The following is an 18,208-nucleotide window of genomic DNA, read 5'->3' as shown; positions in this document are numbered from 1 at the left end:
TGATATCGGCCCGCTCCTGGCCTTCCGGCATAGCCAGACCGGCCGGAGTATATCGCTTGCGGGAAGGGGACTTATCGCTAACTAACTCCTCGCTCATGGTTTGTGGCAGGGGTGTCTTTTTTGGGGGCGGGAGAGCGGCCAACGGGTCTATGTGTCACCGTTAATGTAATTCTTTGCGACAATATCAAGCAAGAGTGAGCGGGCAACGGGTTCCATTCTCCGTTCTCCTATCACCCGGCTCCCTTTTCCGTTTCGTCAATAACCGCCCCTGGCAGGCCCTGAAGCCGCTTTTATACGGCGCGCCGGTAAAAACGGGATAGAGCATTCGCGAGGGGGGTGCCCTGGACCCATGCCCCTCGGGGGGGGAGGGCAGGGGTGCGGGCCAAAGTCCCGCCAGGAAAGCGCGCGCGCTTTGGGGGATGCCCTTTGGTGAAGGGCAGGGCCGCCTATCCCTTCCCCTTCCGCTTCTCCTCCCCGGCCAGCCCTCGGAGGATGTAGGCGCGGGCGAGTTCACTTGCGCCGATGCCCCGGCTTCGGGCGGCCTTCTCCAGCCGCTCCCGGTCACTTGGGGCCATCAGCACCTTGAGCAAGCTGGAGAGTTTTTCCGGCCCCTTGGGCTTCCGCCCCGCCCCTTCCCTGGCCCCGCCGCGCGCATTCATAAAAGCACTCTACAGACTTTTTGATAGCATGTCCATATTTTCGATTGACAAAATGATTGCATGGCCCTAGATTCATTTTTGGTTGCGATAATCCCTGCTTCCCGCAACCAAAAAAGCGGGCCTCAGAGGGGCGCCAACCCCAAAGAGGCCCTATCCCGAATCCCTGGTAGGAGGGAAACGAGAATGGCCCAGCCTAGTAAGTCTCAGCTTCACGCGCAAGATGCCCTGAATGGAATCGTCGCAGCGTTCGCCCGGGGCGAGGTCCCGGCCATCCTGGCCCGGACCCTCATCAAAGACCCCGGCATCCCCTCCGCCAAGTGGTCCCTCTGCAATCAAATCCTCTGCGCCCTGGCGGGAACGGAGGACGCCCGGGGCTTCCGGCAATGGAAGGCGGCCGGGCGGCACGTCAAGAAAGGGGCCAAGGCCTTCCACATCCTGGCCCCCCGCATGGTGAAGGTGCCGGTCAAGAGCGGCGGGCATTTTTCCCACGATGGCCCGGACGGCTTCCCCGCCGATGACGCCGAGTTCATCGAAACCGGACCGGCGGAGTACCGGGAGGCCTTCGCGGGGCGCTTCTTCGCCGCCCCTGTGTTCCGTCTAGAGGATACCGAAGGCGAACCGCTCGCCTATCTGCCCCCCGTTGCGCCTCCCCTGGCCGAAGTCGCGGAAGCCTGGGGGGTACGGGTTTCCTACCTGGGTTGCATGGAAGGCGCGGCGGGTTCCTGCACCGTGGACGGCCGGGAGATCCGGCTGGCGACCCAAGATGAGGACGTTTTCTTCCACGAACTGGCCCACGCGGCGGACGCCCGGCTCCGGGGCCGCCTCACGCCCGGCCAGCACGTCGATCAAGAGGTAGCGGCGGAAATGGCGGCGGCGGTCCTTTCGCGCCTGTACGGGGTCCAGCTGGGGAACGAGGGGCGGGCCTATGACTACATCGCGAAGTACGCCGGGGGCAAGAAGGCGGTGGTCCCCACCATCTTCCGGGCCATGAAGCGGATTCGGGCGATCCTCGGGGAAATCCTCGCGGCGGCGGAGGCGGTAGCGGCCTAGTTCCACCATCGAAAGGCCGACCGGGACCCGGGCCATCGGCAACCGGACGGGGGTAAAACCCCGGCGCTGAACGGCGGTCAGAGTCGGCGCCCCGGACGCGGGGCATCGCGCCCGGCCCCCATCGGAGGGGCCGGGCATGGGAGGGATGAAAGATGGACGGCTTGCAGAAAGTGGAAACCGGCGAGGCCCTGGCGCTTGCCGATGCCGAGTCCTCCCGGCGGTACGCGGAGGCCTCCCGCGCGGAGTCCACGAAGCGGGCCTACCGGGCGGACTGGCGCGCGTTCGCGGCCTGGGCCGAGGCCCGGGGCCTCTCCCCCCTCCCGGCCTCCCCCGGGGCCGTCTGCGCCTTCCTGGCGCACGAGGCGGAGCGGGGCCGGAAAGTGTCCACCATCGAGCGCCGCTTGGCGGCCATCGCCCTGGCTCATCGAGCGGCGGGCTTGGAGTCCCCCACCCGGGATGAAGCCGTGCGGACCACCTTGAAGGGCATCCGCCGGGAGAAGGGAGCCGCGCCCCGCCAGAAGCGGGCCGCCGATGCGGACGTGATCCGGGAGTTGGTCCGGCTGTGCGATACAAGTACCCTCCGGGGCCTCCGGGACCGGGCGCTCTTGCTCCTGGGCTTCGCGGGGGCCTTCCGGCGCTCCGAGCTTGCGGGCCTTGAGGCCGGGGACGTGGAATTCCGGGAGGACGGGAACCTTTGGGTCCACCTTCGGCGCTCCAAGACGGACCAAGAGGGCCAGGGGCGGGGCGTCCCCATCGTGCGCGGGAGGTTCTTCTGCCCGGTCGGGGCGCTTCGGGCTTGGCTGGCCGGGGCGGGCATCGCGAGCGGCCCCGTGTTCCGGCGCCTGGGGAAGGGGGGCAAGGTCCAGGCCGGGGCCTTGAGCGGCCACAGCATCGGGAAGGCGGTCAAGCGGTACGCGGAGCGGGCGGGCCTCCGGGCGGAGGACTTCGGCGGGCACTCCCTCCGCGCGGGTTTCGTCACGGCGGCGGCCGAGGCGGGGAAGGACGTATGGGCCATCATGGACGTGTCCCGCCACCGGAGCGTCCAGACCGTCCGGGCCTACGTCCGCCGGGCGGACGCCTTCAAGGGCCACGCGGGGGAGGGATTGCTGTAGGTGACAGGCCACTGCGGACGAAGAATTTCTTTTCTCCGGACTGGGGGAATACGAGCAAAAAAAGGCGCCTCAGGAGGCGCCTCGGGGTGCCCCTCGCGGGGCAGAGCCCGGCGGACGAAAGCCCTTGCTGTAACTTGCAAGCAATCGCCGCTCAGGTACAATCACATGAAATAATATCCTTCCAGAAAATTTTGTCAAGAGGAGAGGCGAGATGAACCCGCCCACGCCCGCTCCAGAAACTCTCCTTGGCCTCGACATCGGCGCCAACTCGGTCGGCTGGGCCCTCATCAAGCTTGGAAATGCCAAGCCAGTAGGCTTCCTCCGCGCGGGGGTGCGCGTCTACCCCGCCGGGGTGGAGGGGGACATCGAGTCGGGAGGGGATGAATCGCGGGCCAAGGATCGCCGCGAGGCCCGCCTTCGGAGGCGGATGCTCGCCCGCCGCGCCCGCCGCCTCAAGGGCCTCGCCCTCATCCTTCAGGAGGTCGGCCTCCTGCCGCCGGGCGATTTGAGTTTGCCCGAGGCCCGGGATGCGTTCTTCAAGGCGCTCGACCGGGGCCTCTTTTCCGACGAGGAGAGAAAGGCCCATCCCCACGTCCTCCCCTACCGCCTCCGAGCACGGGCCCTTGATGAAAAGCTCGAACCCTTCGAACTGGGCCGTGCCATCTACCACTTGGCCCACCGGCGCGGCTTCCTTTCGAACCGGAGGGCTCTCAGGAAAGCCGAGAAGGGAAAAGGAGATCAGGGCGAGGTCAAGAAGAAGAAGGGCGAGGTCAAGAAGAAGATCGGCGAACTGGCGCAGAACATCGAAAATTCAGGGACGCGCACGCTCGGCGAATACTTCTCCCGCCTCGACCCCGAGGAGGAGCGCATCCGCGCCCGCTGGACGGCAAGGGAGATGTATCAGGGGGAGTTCGAGAAAATATGGGCCGCTCAGGTTCCCTACCATCCAGGCGCCCTGGCCGAGGAACTCAAACGAAAGGTCCACCGGGCCATCTTCCGCCAGCGGCCTCTCAAGAGCGCGAAGCACCTGATCGGCGAGTGCGAATTGGAGCCGGGCCAAAAGCGCGCCCCCCTCGCCCTCCTTCCCGCCCAACGTTTCCGCCTCCTCCAGAAGGTGAACGACCTGAAAGTGATCACGCCGGATGGGGAAATCCGGAATCTGGAGCCCGAGGAGCGCACAAAGCTACTGGATGCTCTTGAGTCTCAAGGGGATCTCACATTCCCTAAAATTCGTACCCTCCTCAAGCTCAAGGGCCACCGATTCAACTTCGAGACCGAGGCCGAGAAGAAGCTCGCCGGGAACCGCACGGCGGCCAAGCTCATCGAGGTGTTCGGCCAAGAACGGTGGGCAGGGTTTTCCTCGGAGGAGAAGGATCGGATCGTCTGGTACGTCCGAAGCATCCGGAGGGAGGAGACGCTCCGGAAACTCGGAAGGGACAAGTGGGGGCTCGATGAGGAGGCGGCGAAGAAATTCGGCGAGATTGGATTGGAAGAGGGCCACCTCTCCTTGTCGCTCGATGCGGTGAACAGGCTCCTCCCCCTCATAGAAGGGGGCGTCCCCTACGCTACGGCGCGGAAGCAGGTCTATGGGGACCTGTCTCTCCCGGAGCCGGAGGAGTCGCTGCCTCCCCTGGCGGACGCGCTGGAGGTCCGCAACCCGGCCGTCCAGCGGACCCTCACGGAAGTGCGGAAGATCGTCAACGCCATCGTGCGCGAATACGGCAAGCCCAGCCTCGTCCGGGTCGAGCTGGCCCGCGATCTCAAGAAGTCGCGCGAGGACCGCAAGGCGATCTCAAGGCGCAACTATGAAAACCGCCTCAGGCGAGAAGATGCCGCTCAAAAAATTATCAAGGCTCAAAAAATTATCAAGGAGACCGGGGCAGAGCCCCGGGGTCATGACATTGAGAAATGGCTCCTCGCCGAGGAATGCGGCTGGAAGTGCCCGTACACCAACCGGACAATCAACGCTGCCTCACTCATCGGGCCGAGCCCCCAGTTCGACGTGGAGCACATCATCCCCCTCGACCGCTCCCTCGACAATTCCTTCATGAACAAGACCCTCTGCCACCACGAGGAGAACCGCAACCGGAAGCGGAACCAGACGCCCTGGGAAGCCTATGGCGGTACATCTGAATGGGAAGAAATCATCCAGCGCGTCAAGCAGTTCAAGGGAGACGCCGCCCGCGTCAAGCTGGAGCGCTTCCAACTCAAGGACCTGGAGAGCATCGAAGACTTCACGGCCCGCCAGCTCAACGACACGCGCTACGCCGCGAGGTTGGCGAGGAGGTATCTGGGCCTCCTATATGGAGCGAACGAACATGGGGCCGATCCGGAGGGCAAAATCCGCGTCCAGGCTACACGGGGCCAGGTGACCCATTTCCTGCGGGGCGAGTGGGGGCTGAACCGCATCCTCAACGGCGGGCCGCAGAAATCACGCGAGGATCACCGCCACCACGCGGTTGACGCTGTCGCCATCGCCCTCACGACCCCGGCGGCGGTCAAGGCGCTCAGCGACGCGGCGAAGCGGGCCACCCGGGAGCGCCGGAGGCTCTTCGGAAAAGTGGAGCCGCCCTGGTCCGGATTCCTCGATGATGTACGGCGCGTTATCGCGTGCCTGAAGGTCTCCCACCGGGTTTCCTGCAAGGTGCGCGGGGCGCTCCACAACGCAACCATCCACAGCAGACCGCGCACGGATGAGAAAGGCAAGGTATACGCGCTCGTCCGGAAGCCTCTTGGCGCCCTCTCCGCTTCCGAGGTCGAGAACATCCAGGACCGGACCATCAAGCGAATCGTCAAGGAAAGGCTGAACGGGGAGGAGCCGAAGAAAGTCTTCAAGGATCCGAAGGATCATCCCTGCCTGAAGGCGAAGGACGGCCGGGAGATCCCAATCCACAAGGTTCGCATCCGCAAGTATGAACGGGTGATGCAGGTGGACGAGACCCGCCACGTTATGCCGGGTTCCAACCATTACGTTGCAATTTTTGAGACGCAGGACGGCCAAGGGCTTCCGAGATGGGAGGGCGAGGTCGTCAGTACCTACGAAGCCATGCGGCGGCTAGAAGAGACCATACGCAGGTTCCGGGAGGGGGTGCCTCTCCCGGAAGGAGCAGTTGTCAGGAATGCTCGTGGGGATGGAAGTGGGCTAAGGCGAGGGCGTGGGAAGTCGTTCTCAGTATGGGGAGCGATCGTAAAGAAAGACCGTGGAGATGGGAGTGAGTTTAAGTTCTCCCTGGCTCCTGGCGAGACCATTCAGCTGACAGATGGTGATGGTTCAATGTGGCTGTATCTCGTCAAAACAGTCGTTCATCGAAAAGATGGGCGGAAGACAATCGAATACCAGCGGACCAACGACGCCCGGAAAGTGTCCGACATTAAAAAAGCGGGCGACCGGAAAGAAGCGCCGATAGATAAATTGCGGGAGATGAATTGCAGAAAAGTTGTTGTCACACCCTTGGGCGAGGTGCGCCTGGCCAGTGATTGAGCGGGTCATTGACATATCCGAAGCGCCCGCGCGCTTAAGCGTCCGGAACTCCCTTCTGGTCATCCAGTTGGAGAGCGGGGAGAACGCGATTCCTCTGGCCGAGGTCGCTGCTCTGGTCGTCTCGAACCCCGGCGTGACCTTCACCCATGCGGTACTGAGCGGCCTTGCGGCGGCGGGAGGCATATTCGTGGCCTGCGACGGCCGCCACATGCCCTCGGCCATGCTCCTCCCCCTGGAGGGCCACTCGACACAGGGGGAGCGCTTCGCCCTTCAGGCGGGAGTATCCCTGCCTGTCCTAAAGCGCCTGTGGCGGGATTTGGTCCGGGCCAAAGTACGGGCTCAGGGAAAGGTGCTGGCCGAGCTTCGGGGAAACGACGAAGGCCTCCTCCAAATGGCCGGGCGGGTCCTCACGGGCAACGCGGCCAGCATCGAGGCTCAGGCCTCGCGGAGGTATTGGCGCGAACTCTTTGGAGATCCCGATTTCCGGAGAAACCGGGAGGCGGAGGATCAAAACCGGTTTCTCAACTACGGCTATGCGGTCCTCCGGGCCATCGTGGCGCGGGCTATTTGCGGGGCTGGTCTCCATCCCTCCTTTGGCCTCCACCACCACAACCGCTACGACGCCTTCCGGCTCGCCGACGACCTGATGGAGCCCTTCCGGCCCGTCGTGGACCGGGCGGTCGCGCGCAACTGCGAGGAAGAAGGGGCAGACGCGCCCCTCGACAAGGAGGCCAAGAAGGCGCTCATCGGGGCACTGACGGGGAGATTTGAAGCCGAGGGAGAGTCGCGCACCCTCTTCGACATCGCGGCGCGCATGGCGGCGAGCCTCGCAGCCGTGTACGCCGGAAAGCGGAAGAGCCTCGTCCTGCCGGAGGTGTGACCATTCCCAGCGGGCGCCTCAATCTCTCGGAGTACCGCGCCATCTGGCTCTTCGCCATGTTCGACCTGCCCGTGGACAGCAAGGAGGCGCGGCGGGAGTACGTCCGCTTCCGGAACGCCCTCTTGGGCGAGGGGTTCACGATGCTCCAGTTCTCGGTCTACGCCCGCTACTGCGCGAGCGAGGAAGCCGCGGCCGCCTACCGGCGGCGGGTTCGTGGGGCGCTCCCCCCGGGCGGGCAGGTGCGGATCCTTGGCGTCACGGACCGCCAGTTCGGGAAGATGGAGGTTTTCCAAGGGAAAAAGCGGAAAGGGGCCGAAGAACCACCCCCTCAACTCATGCTTTTCTAGGCCTCAAATGGAATCAACCCCCCATAACTCAGTCGGTTACGGGGGGTTAATTGTACCTGAGCGGCGATTCTCGACAAGCTACAGTAGGCGGTGTGGTTGTGAGTCATGCCGTTAGATTGTACCTGAGCGGCGATTCTCGACAAGCTACAGTCCTATGAAGAAGGACTCCATCGGATGATCTATTGTACCTGAGCGGCGATTCTCGACAAGCTACAGTACACGCGTGTCCGAGCCGTCCCCCGTGGGGATTGTACCTGAGCGGCGATTCTCGACAAGCTACAGTCGCCTGCTACGCGGGCCGCAAGATGTGGTGATTGTACCTGAGCGGCGATTCTCGACAAGCTACAGTCGATGCGGCTGCTTTACGGATGCGCGAAATATTGTACCTGAGCGGCGATTCTCGACAAGCTACAGTGTTGATGAGGGTGTAGCCGAGGCGGCAGTTATTGTACCTGAGCGGCGATTCTCGACAAGCTACAGTTGATATCCAGGCGCATCTTCCGGGCCAGCCATTGTACCTGAGCGGCGATTCTCGACAAGCTACAGTAGAACGCGATGGGGGCCCACGAGGCGCCCCATTGTACCTGAGCGGCGATTCTCGACAAGCTACAGTTCCCCCATGCGACTCGCACGCCAAGCCTTGATTGTACCTGAGCGGCGATTCTCGACAAGCTACAGTACACCAGCCTGCGCACCATCCAGCGGATCGATTGTACCTGAGCGGCGATTCTCGACAAGCTACAGTATGAGCGAAGCGATCACGCGCACAGCCCGCATTGTACCTGAGCGGCGATTCTCGACAAGCTACAGTGGCTGGATATCTGCCACCGCCAGAAGGTTTATTGTACCTGAGCGGCGATTCTCGACAAGCTACAGTACATCCTGGCCGTGGAAATCGGGGAGCGGGATTGTACCTGAGCGGCGATTCTCGACAAGCTACAGTGGTTCGAGGTATTGGGTGCACACAGCGTCGATTGTACCTGAGCGGCGATTCTCGACAAGCTACAGTGCATGGCCTCGTCAGTCGGCATCAGGACCTATTGTACCTGAGCGGCGATTCTCGACAAGCTACAGTACTCGCGCAAGGCCCGACGCCAGGGGTGGGATTGTACCTGAGCGGCGATTCTCGACAAGCTACAGTCCCGGGTAGAAGTCATCCTCGAAGGTGAAGATTGTACCTGAGCGGCGATTCTCGACAAGCTACAGTCGTCTCAATGAGACACCCAAACCGGACCTGATTGTACCTGAGCGGTGATTCTCGACAAGCTACAGTGTCTTGCAGAGGCGGTCGATCTGCGCGGCGATTGTACCTGAGCGGCGATTCTCGACAAGCTACAGTGTGGAGGATGATGGGCTTGCGGGGCATCCCGGGAAGGGGCTAGGCCCCCGCCTCGTCCCGCGCCCGCTCTCCCGCGCCGGTGGCCTCCCTTGCCTTTTCTGGCTCTCTCTTCGCCATATTCTCCCGGTTGACCGCCTCCACCACGGCCCGGAGCGAGAAATTGGCGGTGGACTCCCCGCCCTCCAGCCGCCGGGCTTGGTGGATTTGGGTGAAGGCGTAGGCCACGTTGCCGAGGGTGGCTTTTTCGCGCTTCGACCGGTTGCCAAAAAGCTCCAGCAGGTCCGCCTCCACGCCGCTCAGGAGCTTGGCCCGGTTCGCCTCATACGCCTCCAGGCGCTCCGGATCGAGAAGTTCCCAAAGCCCCTTGACTTTCTGCGTGATGGCCTGTCTGGAGACGCCGTAAAGGTCCGCGACCTTCTGGTGCGTCCAGCCCTTGAGTAGAAGGGAGATGACCCCTTGGAGGGAGTAAGGGGGGAGGTCAGGTTTGGCAAGCTGTTTGGCAATTTTCGGGCGGGGCATTTCAGTTCAATCCCACGCATGGCTCCCGTGCCGCTATCGTGCCGCAACTCTGCACGATGAAGCCGGATAAGAGACGACGCGGACCGACAGGACCGGATGAAGCCATTCCCTAAGCGGTTGATAGTTGAGGAAAAGACCACGCCCCGCTTGGGTTTTTGGGTTGGCGGGCTCTACGGTTCAAATCCCGTTTCCCGCTCCATGAATCTCAGGGGCTCCGGCGGAAGCCGGGGCCCTTTTTCCCTGAGCCACCGCTTGCCCGCCCCTTCCCGTTCCGGCATCATTCCGCCCGTTGAGGTGATTTTCCGGAGCCGCCCTGTGAGGACGCCGGCAGAGATCAGGGCAGGATGGGAGGCGGGTCATGGCCCTCGACTCCAAGGACCCCGAAACCGATCGGCTTGCGCGTGAAGTGGCGCAGCTCACCGGGGAGAGCCCGGGCGAGGCCGTCCGCAAGGCCCTCGCCGAGCGCCTCGAGCGCGAGCGGCGAAAGTGCGCCGCCGCCGGGCTCGCCGAGCAGCTCGATGAGATCGCCCGGCGCTGCGCGGCCCTGCCGGACCAGGACACCCGTACGCCCGACGAGATCATCGGCTACGGCGAATCCGGCCTGCCCCGCTGATGGTGATCGACACATCGGCGATTCTCACCATCTTGTTCGATGAACCCGAGCGCCACGCGTTTAGCCGCCTGGTCGCGGCCGATCCGGTGCGCCTCCTTTCGGCGGCGAACCGCGTCGAGGTGGCCATCGTGGTCGAAGCGCGCAAGGGGGCGGCGGGCCGGACGGCCCTGGAGCGCTCCTGGCCGTGGCGGAGATCGAAATCGCCCCCCTGACGGCGGGGCAGGCCGAGCTCGCCTGCGAGGGCTTCCGCCGCTACGGCAGGGGCCGCCACCCGGCGGGTCTCAATCTCGGCGACGCTTTCGCCTACGCCCTGGCCAAGGCGACCGGCGAGCCTCTTCTGTTCAAGGGCGGAGATTTCGCACAGACCGACGTCGCCCGGGCCGGCTGAGGCGCCAAGCTGCGCTCTCTGAGGCGGCTTGGCCGCCCCTTCCCGCTCCAAGAAAAAAACAGGGGATTGGCGAGAGCCCATCGCTTTGCCGTGCCTTTATCGGCCATGAGATCGCGGGCTCAAGCCTAAGCGTCGGCGGCTGTGAAACCCCGTCTCATGTCCCCGCTGGGGCGGCGGGCCTCCGGCATCGGCCTCTCAGGCAGGAGAGGATCCGGAATTTGATCTGGTGGAGCATCCTGCCGCGGAGCGATTTTGAAAACACGTAAAGCCATGAGTGCGGCCGGCTCAGACGCGTCCACCGGAGCTTCCATTTGTCGTCTACGCCGGCGAAATCGAATTCGCTCAGCCCCCGCTCGAACGCTTCCTTCAGAGTATAAAGGCAGAGGAGATGGCCCGGCGAATAGGCGGAGTAGGCCGGGTCGTAGCCCAGCTTGAGCCCGTACTGCTTGTTGCCGTATCGGATGGAATAGTCGAAGGCGATCCGGCGCTGGTTCGAGGCGAGGAAGTGGAGGCGGAGCCAGCCCCGCCTCGCGGCCCGCGCCGCGAAGCCCATGTAGAACCGCCGGGTCGCTTCGTCGCTGGTGATGGCCGTTCCGTTCTTTCCCTTCCACGATGCCGCCTCGAGCTGGAATCCGTCATGAAGTGCCTGCCCGATCTCGCCTTCGGCCGAGATTTCCTCGAAGCGGACCCGGCCGAGTCCGGCGAGACGGTTATGGCTGCTCTTCAGGTTTCCCCGGTGCTTTCTGGACAGGCCGCCGTGATAGTCGTCCCAGGCCCCGATTCGTACATAAGGCGACGGCCGTGACTCTCGAATTTCCGGACAGAATCCGTCGTCATACGCGAGCACCCGAATCGCTTGAAGGCTCTCTGAATCGGCCGGCATCTGGCAGAAGTCGAGAAAGTCCCAGAGGGTCATGTTCTCCTTGAGGTATTTCCAGATCGGCCGGCAGGCTTCCTTCGCGTCCCGAGCCGTGAGAAAATCGCACCGGGGGGTATGATAATTGTAGAGAAAGCCGAGGCGCCGCACCCGCATGCCATGTATTTTCTCCCAGCTCAGCATCAGCGGCACGATGGCTTTCAGTTCCTCCCCTTGCTTCACGAGCAGGACATGGAGTTCTTTCCCCGCCCCGAAGCTCTCCCACCACGTGCGCGTCCACGCATGGCTCAGGAATGGAAGGCTCGCATCCAGCCCCTCCGCCAGCCGGTCCCAGGCCGGTTGCAGCCAGAGCAAGGCTTCGTAATCGGTCACGGTTTCCACCTTCCATTCGGACGCCTTGGCGTCATGCGAAACCGGACCGGACGGGCGGGATTTTTTTTCCGGAAGCTCCAGGATTATCGCCATGACCACTCCGCGGGACGAAATACGAGTAAATGCAAATGGTACAAAAAAGACAGACAGAATTTACCTGGGGGAAAGGCGCTGGACCATAGGGCCAGCTTAGGAGAATGCGCGCAGGAAATACCGGAATTCCATGAGGACAGGCCTCCGATTTAACCGGGGGGCAGGGTCCGGTAAGGCCGGGGGCATCGCGAGGGCTGAACTGTGAAGGCTGGCGGCCCGCCGGGTCATGCCGCGCGGGCGCCGCCCGCGTTTATTCCTCGGGGCGCAGGAGGTGGAAAGAGTCCCGCATCGCGCCCCGGAAGCGACTGAGCAGCCCCTCGGGAATGGAGATGCGCAGCCCGAGGGTCCAGGGCGCCTCGCCCTTGCCCCCGGCCGCCCAGGGGATCTCCGCCGCGCATCCCGGGAAGGGGTGGCTCATGACCTCCAGGTCGCACATCACGCTCATACCCGCCTGGGGAGAGCGGATGGGGTCGGGCAGGCTGAGCTTCACGCCCAGCTGGTCCACGGCCCTCTCGGGAGTTTCATAACCGCCCCAGCTGAGGTTCCCCGGCTCCAGCATGACGAGGGACAGGTCCGGGATCTCGATCAGGATGGGCGACTCCACGAACTCGTACCGCGTGAAGTGCCGCTGCTGAACCGGAGGATTCATGAGGCCGTCCTTCCCATCTGGCTGACGAGAGAGAATCGCGTCCGCGGAATTGTAACGTATTTTATAATTCGGAATCCCCTATGTATGAAATTTTATCATTTTGAGACGGCGGGGCGAAATCGCGGTCCATGGCGGGAATCTTCTTGGCGGGTGGATTTCGGAGGCGAGGGAACACAGGGGAGGGGCGCGAAATTCCTCACGTCAGGTTGCTTCCCCCGCTGATGATCAGGGTCTGGCCGGTGATGTAGCCGTTGCGGACAAGCATCATCACGGCGTCGGCCACCTCCTCGGAAGTCCCGAAGCGCCCCACCGGCGAGCGGGCGGCGGTCACGCCGAGGTCCTTCATGAGCATCTCGGTCTCGATGGCGCCCGGGGCGACCGCGTTCACGGTGATGCCCTCCCGCGCGAAGGCCATGGCGTAGGCGCGGGAGAGGCCAAGCATCCCGGCCTTGGAGGCCACGTAGTGGGGCCCCACGATGCCGGTGGTGTAGGCGGCGTTCGAGGAGACGTTGACGATCCGCCCCCAGCGCATCTCGCGCATGCCGGGCAGCACCTCCCGGCTGGCCAGGAAGGCGGACTTGAGGTTGACCGTCATGGCCTCGTCCCAATCCTCCTCGGTGATTTCGAGCGGGGCGCGCTTGCGCGCGACGCCGGCGTTGTTGACGAGGATCGAGACGGGGCCGAGCCGCGAGCGCACGGCCTCCACGAGCCCCCGGACCTCGCCGGAGCGGGAGACGTCCGCCCGGAAGGGGAGGGCTTGTCCGCCCAGCCCGGCGATCAGCGCGCAGGTTTCCTCAGCCTCCGCGTCCCGGCTCCGGTAGTTCACCGCGACGGGGCAGCCCGCCCGCGCCAGCGCGAGGGCGCAGGCCCGGCCGATGCCCCGGCTGGCCCCCGTCACCAGGGCGGTCCTTCCTTCCAGGGGCTCCATCCTCGCCTCCCAATTCAAGATGCCGGACCAGTTCAGGTGAAGGCTACAATATCAGAAGATGGTCAGGCTGCGCGCCGGACCGGGGGACATGGGGCGTATCGCATACGTCCCTTGGGGTCGAAACCGCGGCGGGTTTTCCGAAGGGCGCCCGGCGGCCAAAGGCCTTGCGTAGGGGCGGTTCGCGAACCGCCCCTACGGAACCCCGACAACACGGGGCGGGTTTGAAATCCGCCACGGCGGATGTCACATCGTCTCCGAACGCGTCCACAGGGGCGAGGCATGCCTCGCCCCTGCACACGCCGATGAAGGAGGGGAGCCCAGCCGGGGGCCTAGCCGAGCATGTCGATGATCTTGGTCATCACCACCATGTTCAGGTAGGTGAAGTCGATGGGCTTGGTGATGTAGTCGTGGGCGCCGAGGGCGATGGCGCTCCGGGCGATCTCCTCCTCGTGCACCGCCGTCACCATGATGACGCCGATCCTGGGATCGAGCTGCTTGGCCTGGCGGAGGGTCTCGATGCCGCCCATGCCCGGCATGCGGACGTCGAGCAGCATGAGGTGGGGGCGGTTCTCCTTGATCTTTTCGATGGCCTCCTCGCCGGAGAGGGCGGTATCCACCTCGAAATCCCGCCTGGACAGCTCCATGGCCAGGAACTCGACGATGTCCTTCTCGTCATCCACGATCAGGATGCGCGGAAGCGGCTTCTCCATTCTCTTTCTCCTTTACCGGAAGCCGGACGATGAATGTGGCACCCTTGTCGGGATTGTTCTCGGCCCAGATGCGCCCCCCGTGGGATTCGACGATCCCGTAGGAGACGGAGAGGCCGAGGCCGGTGCCCTTGTCCTCGGGCTTGGTGGTGAAGAAGGGGTCGAAGATGCGCGAGAGATGCTCGGGGGGAATGCCCGTGCCGGTGTCGCTGACCCGGGTTTCCCACCACTTGCGTTCGTCCTCGGCGGCCTCCCGGGAGGCGACCGTCAGGGTGCCTCCCTCCGGCATGGCGTCCATGGCGTTGCGCAGGAGGTTGAAGAAGACCTGCTGGATCTGGCTCTTTTCACCGAGGACGAGGGAGGCCTCCCCGGCGAGGCGGTAGCTCACCTCGACACTCGCCAGCCGGAACTCGGGCTCCAGGGGGCGGATGCACTGCCGCAGGGCGTCGTCGGGGTCGAAGGGCTCCTCCTTCGCGGCCTCGTCGCGGGAAAAGCGGCGCAGGTCGTCGCAGATGCGGCTGATGCGCTCGACGTTCCGGAGGATGACCTGGGCCGACTGGTGTGGGCTCGTCCCCTCCTCGTTCTCCCACATCAGGCGCTGGGCGTGCAGGCCGATGATGTTGGCCGGGTTGAGTATCTCGTGGGCGGCGCCGGCGGTGAGGGTGCCGATGGAGGAGAGCTTCTCCGCCCGGATGAGCATGGCTTGGCTCTGCTGGAGCTTGCGGAAAGCATCCTGAAGCTGGGCGTGGGTCTGGGCGTTGGCGATGGCGGTGGCGGCGCCGCTGGCGAGCGCGGCGGCCAGGTTGATCTCCTCTTGCGTGAATTCCCGCACGCCCTTGTTCAGGCAGCTGATCACGCCGATCACCTTGCCCCCCACCTTGAGGGGGACCCCCAGGTACGAGCCGATCCCGTGCTCCTTGGCCTCGTCCTTGAATATGAACTCCGGCGCCTCGGCCACGTCCCGGACGTAGTAGGGTTCGCCCCGCCGGGCGACCACGCCCCCGGAGCCGCTTTCCACCGGGAAACGGCTTCTTTCCCTCGCGCTGTAGAACCCTCCGACCTCCGCCTTGGCGACCAGGAAGCCTTCCTCGATGACAAAGAGGATAATGCAGGAGATATTCAACAATTCCGCCGCCGATCGGACGACGAAGTCGAGCACCTCGTCCAACTTGAGGCTGGAGGATATCTGGGCGATGAGGGTGTTCAAGGTCTTCAAGCGCTCGATGTAGGCCTCCCGCTCCTGCTCGGCTTTCTTCTGCTCGGTCAGGTCGCGGAAGATGACGGTCCGCGCGACCACGTTGCCGGCGGGATCCTGGATGGGGGAGCCGGTGATGCGGACGGGGACGAGAGTGCCGTCCTTCCGGCGGCGGTAGCCCTCGTGATCGACCCGATTGCCTCCCATGACGCGGCCGATGAACTCTCCTTTCGCGGCCCGGTCCTCGCTGGGGAGGAGCGCCCGGACGCCCTTCTCGTTGATCTCCTCCGCCGTGTAGCCGAACAGCTCCTCCGCCGCGCGGTTCCAGAAGAGAGTCCTGTCCTTCAGGTCCGCGACCATGACGGGATCGGAGCTGGCGTGGAGGACGCTCCGGAGGAAATCGAGCCCCTTCTGGGAATTCAAGAGAAGGCTAGCCTTCTCGATGGCGATGGCCGCGTGGTTCCCGAGGAGGGAGAGCAGGTCGATGTCCTCGCTCGAGAACTTGCGGACCCCCCGGCACAGGGTGGCCAGGACGCCGGCCACGCGCTCGCCGATCTTGAGCGGGATCCCCAGGAAGGACTTGATCCCCTGCTCGGCGATCCACGGGTGAGGCTCCCAGCCGGGCACCTGGGCCATGTCCTCGGCGTACAGGGGCTTGCCGGTCCGGAAAACTTCATGGGCTTCCGTCCCGGGCCGGACTCCCGCCGACTTGCGGAGCTTCAGCCACCCGCCGTGATCGGCGCGGTAGGCGAGCTCCCCGTTCTCCACGGTGAAGAGGACGGCGAAGTCGACCCCCAGGAAATCCGCCGTGACCCGGACGACGAGCCGGAATACCTCGTCCAAGTCGGTGCCGGAGGAGATTTGGGCGATGAGGCCGTTCAATGCCTTCAAGCGCTCGATGTAAGCCTCGCGCTCCCGCTCGGCTATCTTCTGCTGGGTCAGATCCTGGAAGATGACCGTCCGGGCGACGACCTTCCCCCCGGCGTCCCTCACCGGGGAAGACGTGAGGCGAACCGGGACGAGGGAGCCGTCCTTCCGGCGGCGGACGGTCTCCCGGACGTGCTGGGCCCCCGCCATGACCTCCACGACCGCCTTGTCCCGCGCCGCCTTGTCTTCCTCGACCATGATGGTTTCGTCCGTCGTCTTCCCGATGGCCTCCTCCGCCGTGTAGCCGAACATGGCCTCCGCCGCCCGGTTCCACGACTTGACCCGGTTCTCGAAATCGAAGACCACGATGGCGTCCACACTGGAGGCGAGGATGCTCTGCAAGAAATCGAGGTTCGCCCGCACTTCCTGGTGCAGGCCCGCTTTCTCGATGGCGGCGGCGGCGTGGCTCCCGAGGAGGGAGAGGAGGTCGATGTCCTCCTGCGTGTACTCCCGGACTTCCTTGCAGAGATAGTTGAGAACGCCGATCATCCGGCCCTGCACCTGCAGCGGAACCCCCAGGTAGGAGCGGAGCCCGTACTCCCTGGCTTTCTCCTTGTTCCCGAAATCGGGCCGCTCCGCCACCTCCGGAACGTAGACCGGCTTTCCGTGGAGGGCGGCCCTTCCCACGAGGCCCACGCCCACGGGGAAGCGCCTCCGGGTCAAGCTCGTCCCCCACTCCCCGTGCCACGCCCGCAGGCACAGCTCCCCGCTCTCGTCCATGATGAAGAGGGTCACGTCGTCGATCTGGAGGAGGTCCGCCGCCGAGCCGACGACGAGGCGGAACACCTCGTCCAGGTCGAGGCTGGCGGAGATGTCGCGGTCGAGCTGGAGGAGCCTCTGCAGGCGGGTCGTGTAGCGCTCGAGCTGGCGTTGGGACTCCATGAACTCGGTGATGTCCTCCTGGACCCCGACGAAGTGGGTGATGGTCCCGCCCTCGTCCAGGACGGGGGCCATGCTGACCCCTGAGATGTACTCGCCGCCGTCCTTCTTCTTGTTGATGAACTGGCCCTGGTACGTTTCGCCGGCGAGGATGGTTTTCCACAGCTTTTCGTACATCGCGGGCGGGTGCTTCCCCGACTTGAGGACGCGGGGGGTCTTCCCCTTGAGCTCATCGAGGGTGTAGCCCGTCGTCCGGGTGAATGCGGGGTTGACGTACTCGATGATTCCGTTCGGGTCGGTGATGAGGATGCCCGAGGCGCTCTGCTCCACGGCCTGGGCGAGCTTGCGGTTCTCCTCGAACTGCCGCCGCCGCTCCCGCTCGGTGCGCAGGGAGCGGAGGCCGAAGGCGATGTCGGCGGCGAGCTCCCGGAACATCTCGGCGTCCGAGGCGGTGAAACCGTGCGGCTGGCCCGCGTGGAGCGTCAGGGCGCCGAAAACATCCCCCTGCTCATCCAGCAGGGGAGCGGCGAGGGAGGAGGCGAAGCCGGCTGTCCTTGCGTTGTCGAGCCATGGGCCGGGGCTCGAATCCTGGCTGGCGTCGGCGATTGTGATCACGGTCCGGCCCCGGATGGCCCGTCCCGTGGGGCCCCGGCCGGATTCATCCGGACCCCAGGAGATGCGGGTGCGCCCGATGAGGTCGGTGTGGTCCCCCCAGGCGGCGGCGGGGCGCACGGTCTTATCCGGGTCGTCCTCGGCCCAGCCGATCCAGGCCATGCGGTAGTTCCCGATCTCGACGATGGTCCGGCACATGCCGGTGAGGAGGTCTTCCTCCGTCCTGGCGTGGACGAGGATCTGGTTGCACTCGCTCAGGATGCGGAGGCTGCGGTTCGCCTGGCGGAGCTCCGTCTCCCGGTGAAGGTCCGATTGCCGCTGATGCAGATGAGCGGCCTCCAGTTTCCGGAAGTAACGCGCGAACAGGAGAAAAAAGAGGGGCGCGATGAGAATCCCGGATAGCATGAGTCCTTCTAGGAACTCATCATAGGGATATGGGACCTTGAAAAAATCCACAACCCAGTCGGCGAAATACGCGGCGGCCATGACGACTGGGGTGAGCGCGGCGAGGACGAGCAGCAGCTTCCGCGGCGAGGGATAGGAGGGCGGCTTGGAAGGAGCGGACATGCGCGGCCTCATTT

13 protein-coding genes, 1 pseudogene and 1 CRISPR repeat array are annotated in these 18,208 nt (G+C 64.6%); of the genes and pseudogenes, 7 read left to right on the top strand and 7 right to left on the bottom strand.

The window, feature by feature from the left end; translation table 11 throughout:
• Window positions 1-446: 446 nt before the first annotated feature.
• The gene (locus tag HYZ11_17990) at window positions 447-659 is read right to left on the bottom strand and encodes a hypothetical protein (protein ID MBI3129503.1); all 213 of its coding nucleotides are present in this window, start codon (window positions 657-659) and stop codon (window positions 447-449) included.
• Window positions 660-842: 183 nt separating this feature from the next.
• Here HYZ11_17990 and HYZ11_17985 point away from each other — a divergent pair, with 183 nt between their 5' ends.
• The 5 genes from HYZ11_17985 (at window position 843) to cas2 (ending at window position 7,529) form a co-directional block, all read left to right on the top strand.
• Entirely contained in the window at window positions 843-1,709 is an 867-nt protein-coding gene (locus HYZ11_17985; protein MBI3129502.1) for a M48 family peptidase, read from the top strand.
• Between the two features lie 152 nt (window positions 1,710-1,861).
• The gene (locus tag HYZ11_17980; protein MBI3129501.1) at window positions 1,862-2,821 is read left to right on the top strand and encodes a site-specific integrase; all 960 of its coding nucleotides are present in this window, start codon (window positions 1,862-1,864) and stop codon (window positions 2,819-2,821) included.
• A 211-nt stretch (window positions 2,822-3,032) separates the two neighbouring features.
• Complete coding sequence (cas9, locus tag HYZ11_17975; GenBank protein MBI3129500.1) at window positions 3,033-6,302, top strand: type II CRISPR RNA-guided endonuclease Cas9; 3,270 nt, start codon at window positions 3,033-3,035, stop codon at window positions 6,300-6,302.
• On the top strand, window positions 6,295-7,182 hold the full coding sequence (gene cas1 / locus HYZ11_17970) for a type II CRISPR-associated endonuclease Cas1 (GenBank protein ID MBI3129499.1): 888 nt from the start codon (window positions 6,295-6,297) through the stop codon (window positions 7,180-7,182). The genes cas9 and cas1 overlap by 8 nt, the downstream gene beginning before the upstream one ends.
• 56 nt (window positions 7,183-7,238) lie before the next feature.
• Window positions 7,239-7,529, top strand: coding sequence for a CRISPR-associated endonuclease Cas2 (cas2, locus tag HYZ11_17965; GenBank protein MBI3129498.1), 291 nt, complete (start codon window positions 7,239-7,241; stop codon window positions 7,527-7,529).
• Window positions 7,530-7,578: 49 nt separating this feature from the next.
• Window positions 7,579-8,868: a CRISPR direct-repeat array (repeat unit 36 nt; unit sequence ATTGTACCTGAGCGGCGATTCTCGACAAGCTACAGT).
• 39 nt (window positions 8,869-8,907) lie between these two features.
• On the opposite strand, the gene HYZ11_17960 is transcribed toward cas2, so the two are convergent.
• Window positions 8,908-9,387, bottom strand: coding sequence for a hypothetical protein (locus tag HYZ11_17960; GenBank protein ID MBI3129497.1), 480 nt, complete (start codon window positions 9,385-9,387; stop codon window positions 8,908-8,910).
• Between the two features lie 358 nt (window positions 9,388-9,745).
• Between HYZ11_17960 and HYZ11_17955 the strand changes: the two genes are divergently transcribed.
• The gene (locus tag HYZ11_17955; protein ID MBI3129496.1) at window positions 9,746-10,000 is read left to right on the top strand and encodes a type II toxin-antitoxin system VapB family antitoxin; all 255 of its coding nucleotides are present in this window, start codon (window positions 9,746-9,748) and stop codon (window positions 9,998-10,000) included.
• Window positions 10,000-10,388, top strand: a pseudogene (locus HYZ11_17950) (type II toxin-antitoxin system VapC family toxin). The gene HYZ11_17955 and the pseudogene HYZ11_17950 overlap by 1 nt, the downstream one beginning before the upstream one ends.
• A 154-nt stretch (window positions 10,389-10,542) precedes the next feature.
• Here the strand turns inward: HYZ11_17950 and HYZ11_17945 are convergent.
• The 5 genes from HYZ11_17945 to HYZ11_17925 form a co-directional block, all read right to left on the bottom strand.
• A complete protein-coding gene (locus tag HYZ11_17945) occupies window positions 10,543-11,730 on the bottom strand; it encodes a GNAT family N-acetyltransferase (GenBank protein MBI3129495.1) in 1,188 nt (395 codons plus the stop codon).
• A 250-nt stretch (window positions 11,731-11,980) separates the two neighbouring features.
• A complete protein-coding gene (locus tag HYZ11_17940) occupies window positions 11,981-12,379 on the bottom strand; it encodes a hypothetical protein (GenBank protein MBI3129494.1) in 399 nt (132 codons plus the stop codon).
• Between the two features lie 196 nt (window positions 12,380-12,575).
• On the bottom strand, window positions 12,576-13,307 hold the full coding sequence (locus HYZ11_17935) for an SDR family oxidoreductase (GenBank protein MBI3129493.1): 732 nt from the start codon (window positions 13,305-13,307) through the stop codon (window positions 12,576-12,578).
• 329 nt (window positions 13,308-13,636) lie between these two features.
• The gene (locus HYZ11_17930) at window positions 13,637-14,017 is read right to left on the bottom strand and encodes a response regulator (GenBank protein MBI3129492.1); all 381 of its coding nucleotides are present in this window, start codon (window positions 14,015-14,017) and stop codon (window positions 13,637-13,639) included.
• A complete protein-coding gene (locus HYZ11_17925; protein MBI3129491.1) occupies window positions 13,980-18,194 on the bottom strand; it encodes a GAF domain-containing protein in 4,215 nt (1,404 codons plus the stop codon). The genes HYZ11_17930 and HYZ11_17925 overlap by 38 nt, the downstream gene beginning before the upstream one ends.
• Window positions 18,195-18,208 lie beyond the last annotated feature (14 nt).

This window comes from Candidatus Tectomicrobia bacterium (assembly GCA_016192135.1).
Lineage (GTDB): Bacteria > UBA8248 > UBA8248 > UBA8248 > UBA8248 > 2-12-FULL-69-37.
Note: the sequence above shows the minus strand (reverse complement) of the source record. Positions and strands in the feature narration are given on the sequence as shown.

Coding starts and splice junctions, on each gene's coding strand:
- HYZ11_17940 (MBI3129494.1), bottom strand. CDS start 12,379: ATGAATCCTCCGGTTCAGCAGCGGCACTTCACGCGGTACGAGTTCGTG.
- HYZ11_17985 (MBI3129502.1), top strand. CDS start 843: ATGGCCCAGCCTAGTAAGTCTCAGCTTCACGCGCAAGATGCCCTGAAT.
- HYZ11_17935 (MBI3129493.1), bottom strand. CDS start 13,307: ATGGAGCCCCTGGAAGGAAGGACCGCCCTGGTGACGGGGGCCAGCCGG.
- HYZ11_17945 (MBI3129495.1), bottom strand. CDS start 11,730: ATGGCGATAATCCTGGAGCTTCCGGAAAAAAAATCCCGCCCGTCCGGT.
- cas2 (MBI3129498.1), top strand. CDS start 7,239: ATGTTCGACCTGCCCGTGGACAGCAAGGAGGCGCGGCGGGAGTACGTC.
- HYZ11_17930 (MBI3129492.1), bottom strand. CDS start 14,017: ATGGAGAAGCCGCTTCCGCGCATCCTGATCGTGGATGACGAGAAGGAC.
- cas9 (MBI3129500.1), top strand. CDS start 3,033: ATGAACCCGCCCACGCCCGCTCCAGAAACTCTCCTTGGCCTCGACATC.
- HYZ11_17990 (MBI3129503.1), bottom strand. CDS start 659: ATGAATGCGCGCGGCGGGGCCAGGGAAGGGGCGGGGCGGAAGCCCAAG.
- HYZ11_17955 (MBI3129496.1), top strand. CDS start 9,746: ATGGCCCTCGACTCCAAGGACCCCGAAACCGATCGGCTTGCGCGTGAA.
- HYZ11_17925 (MBI3129491.1), bottom strand. CDS start 18,194: ATGTCCGCTCCTTCCAAGCCGCCCTCCTATCCCTCGCCGCGGAAGCTG.
- HYZ11_17960 (MBI3129497.1), bottom strand. CDS start 9,387: ATGCCCCGCCCGAAAATTGCCAAACAGCTTGCCAAACCTGACCTCCCC.
- HYZ11_17980 (MBI3129501.1), top strand. CDS start 1,862: ATGGACGGCTTGCAGAAAGTGGAAACCGGCGAGGCCCTGGCGCTTGCC.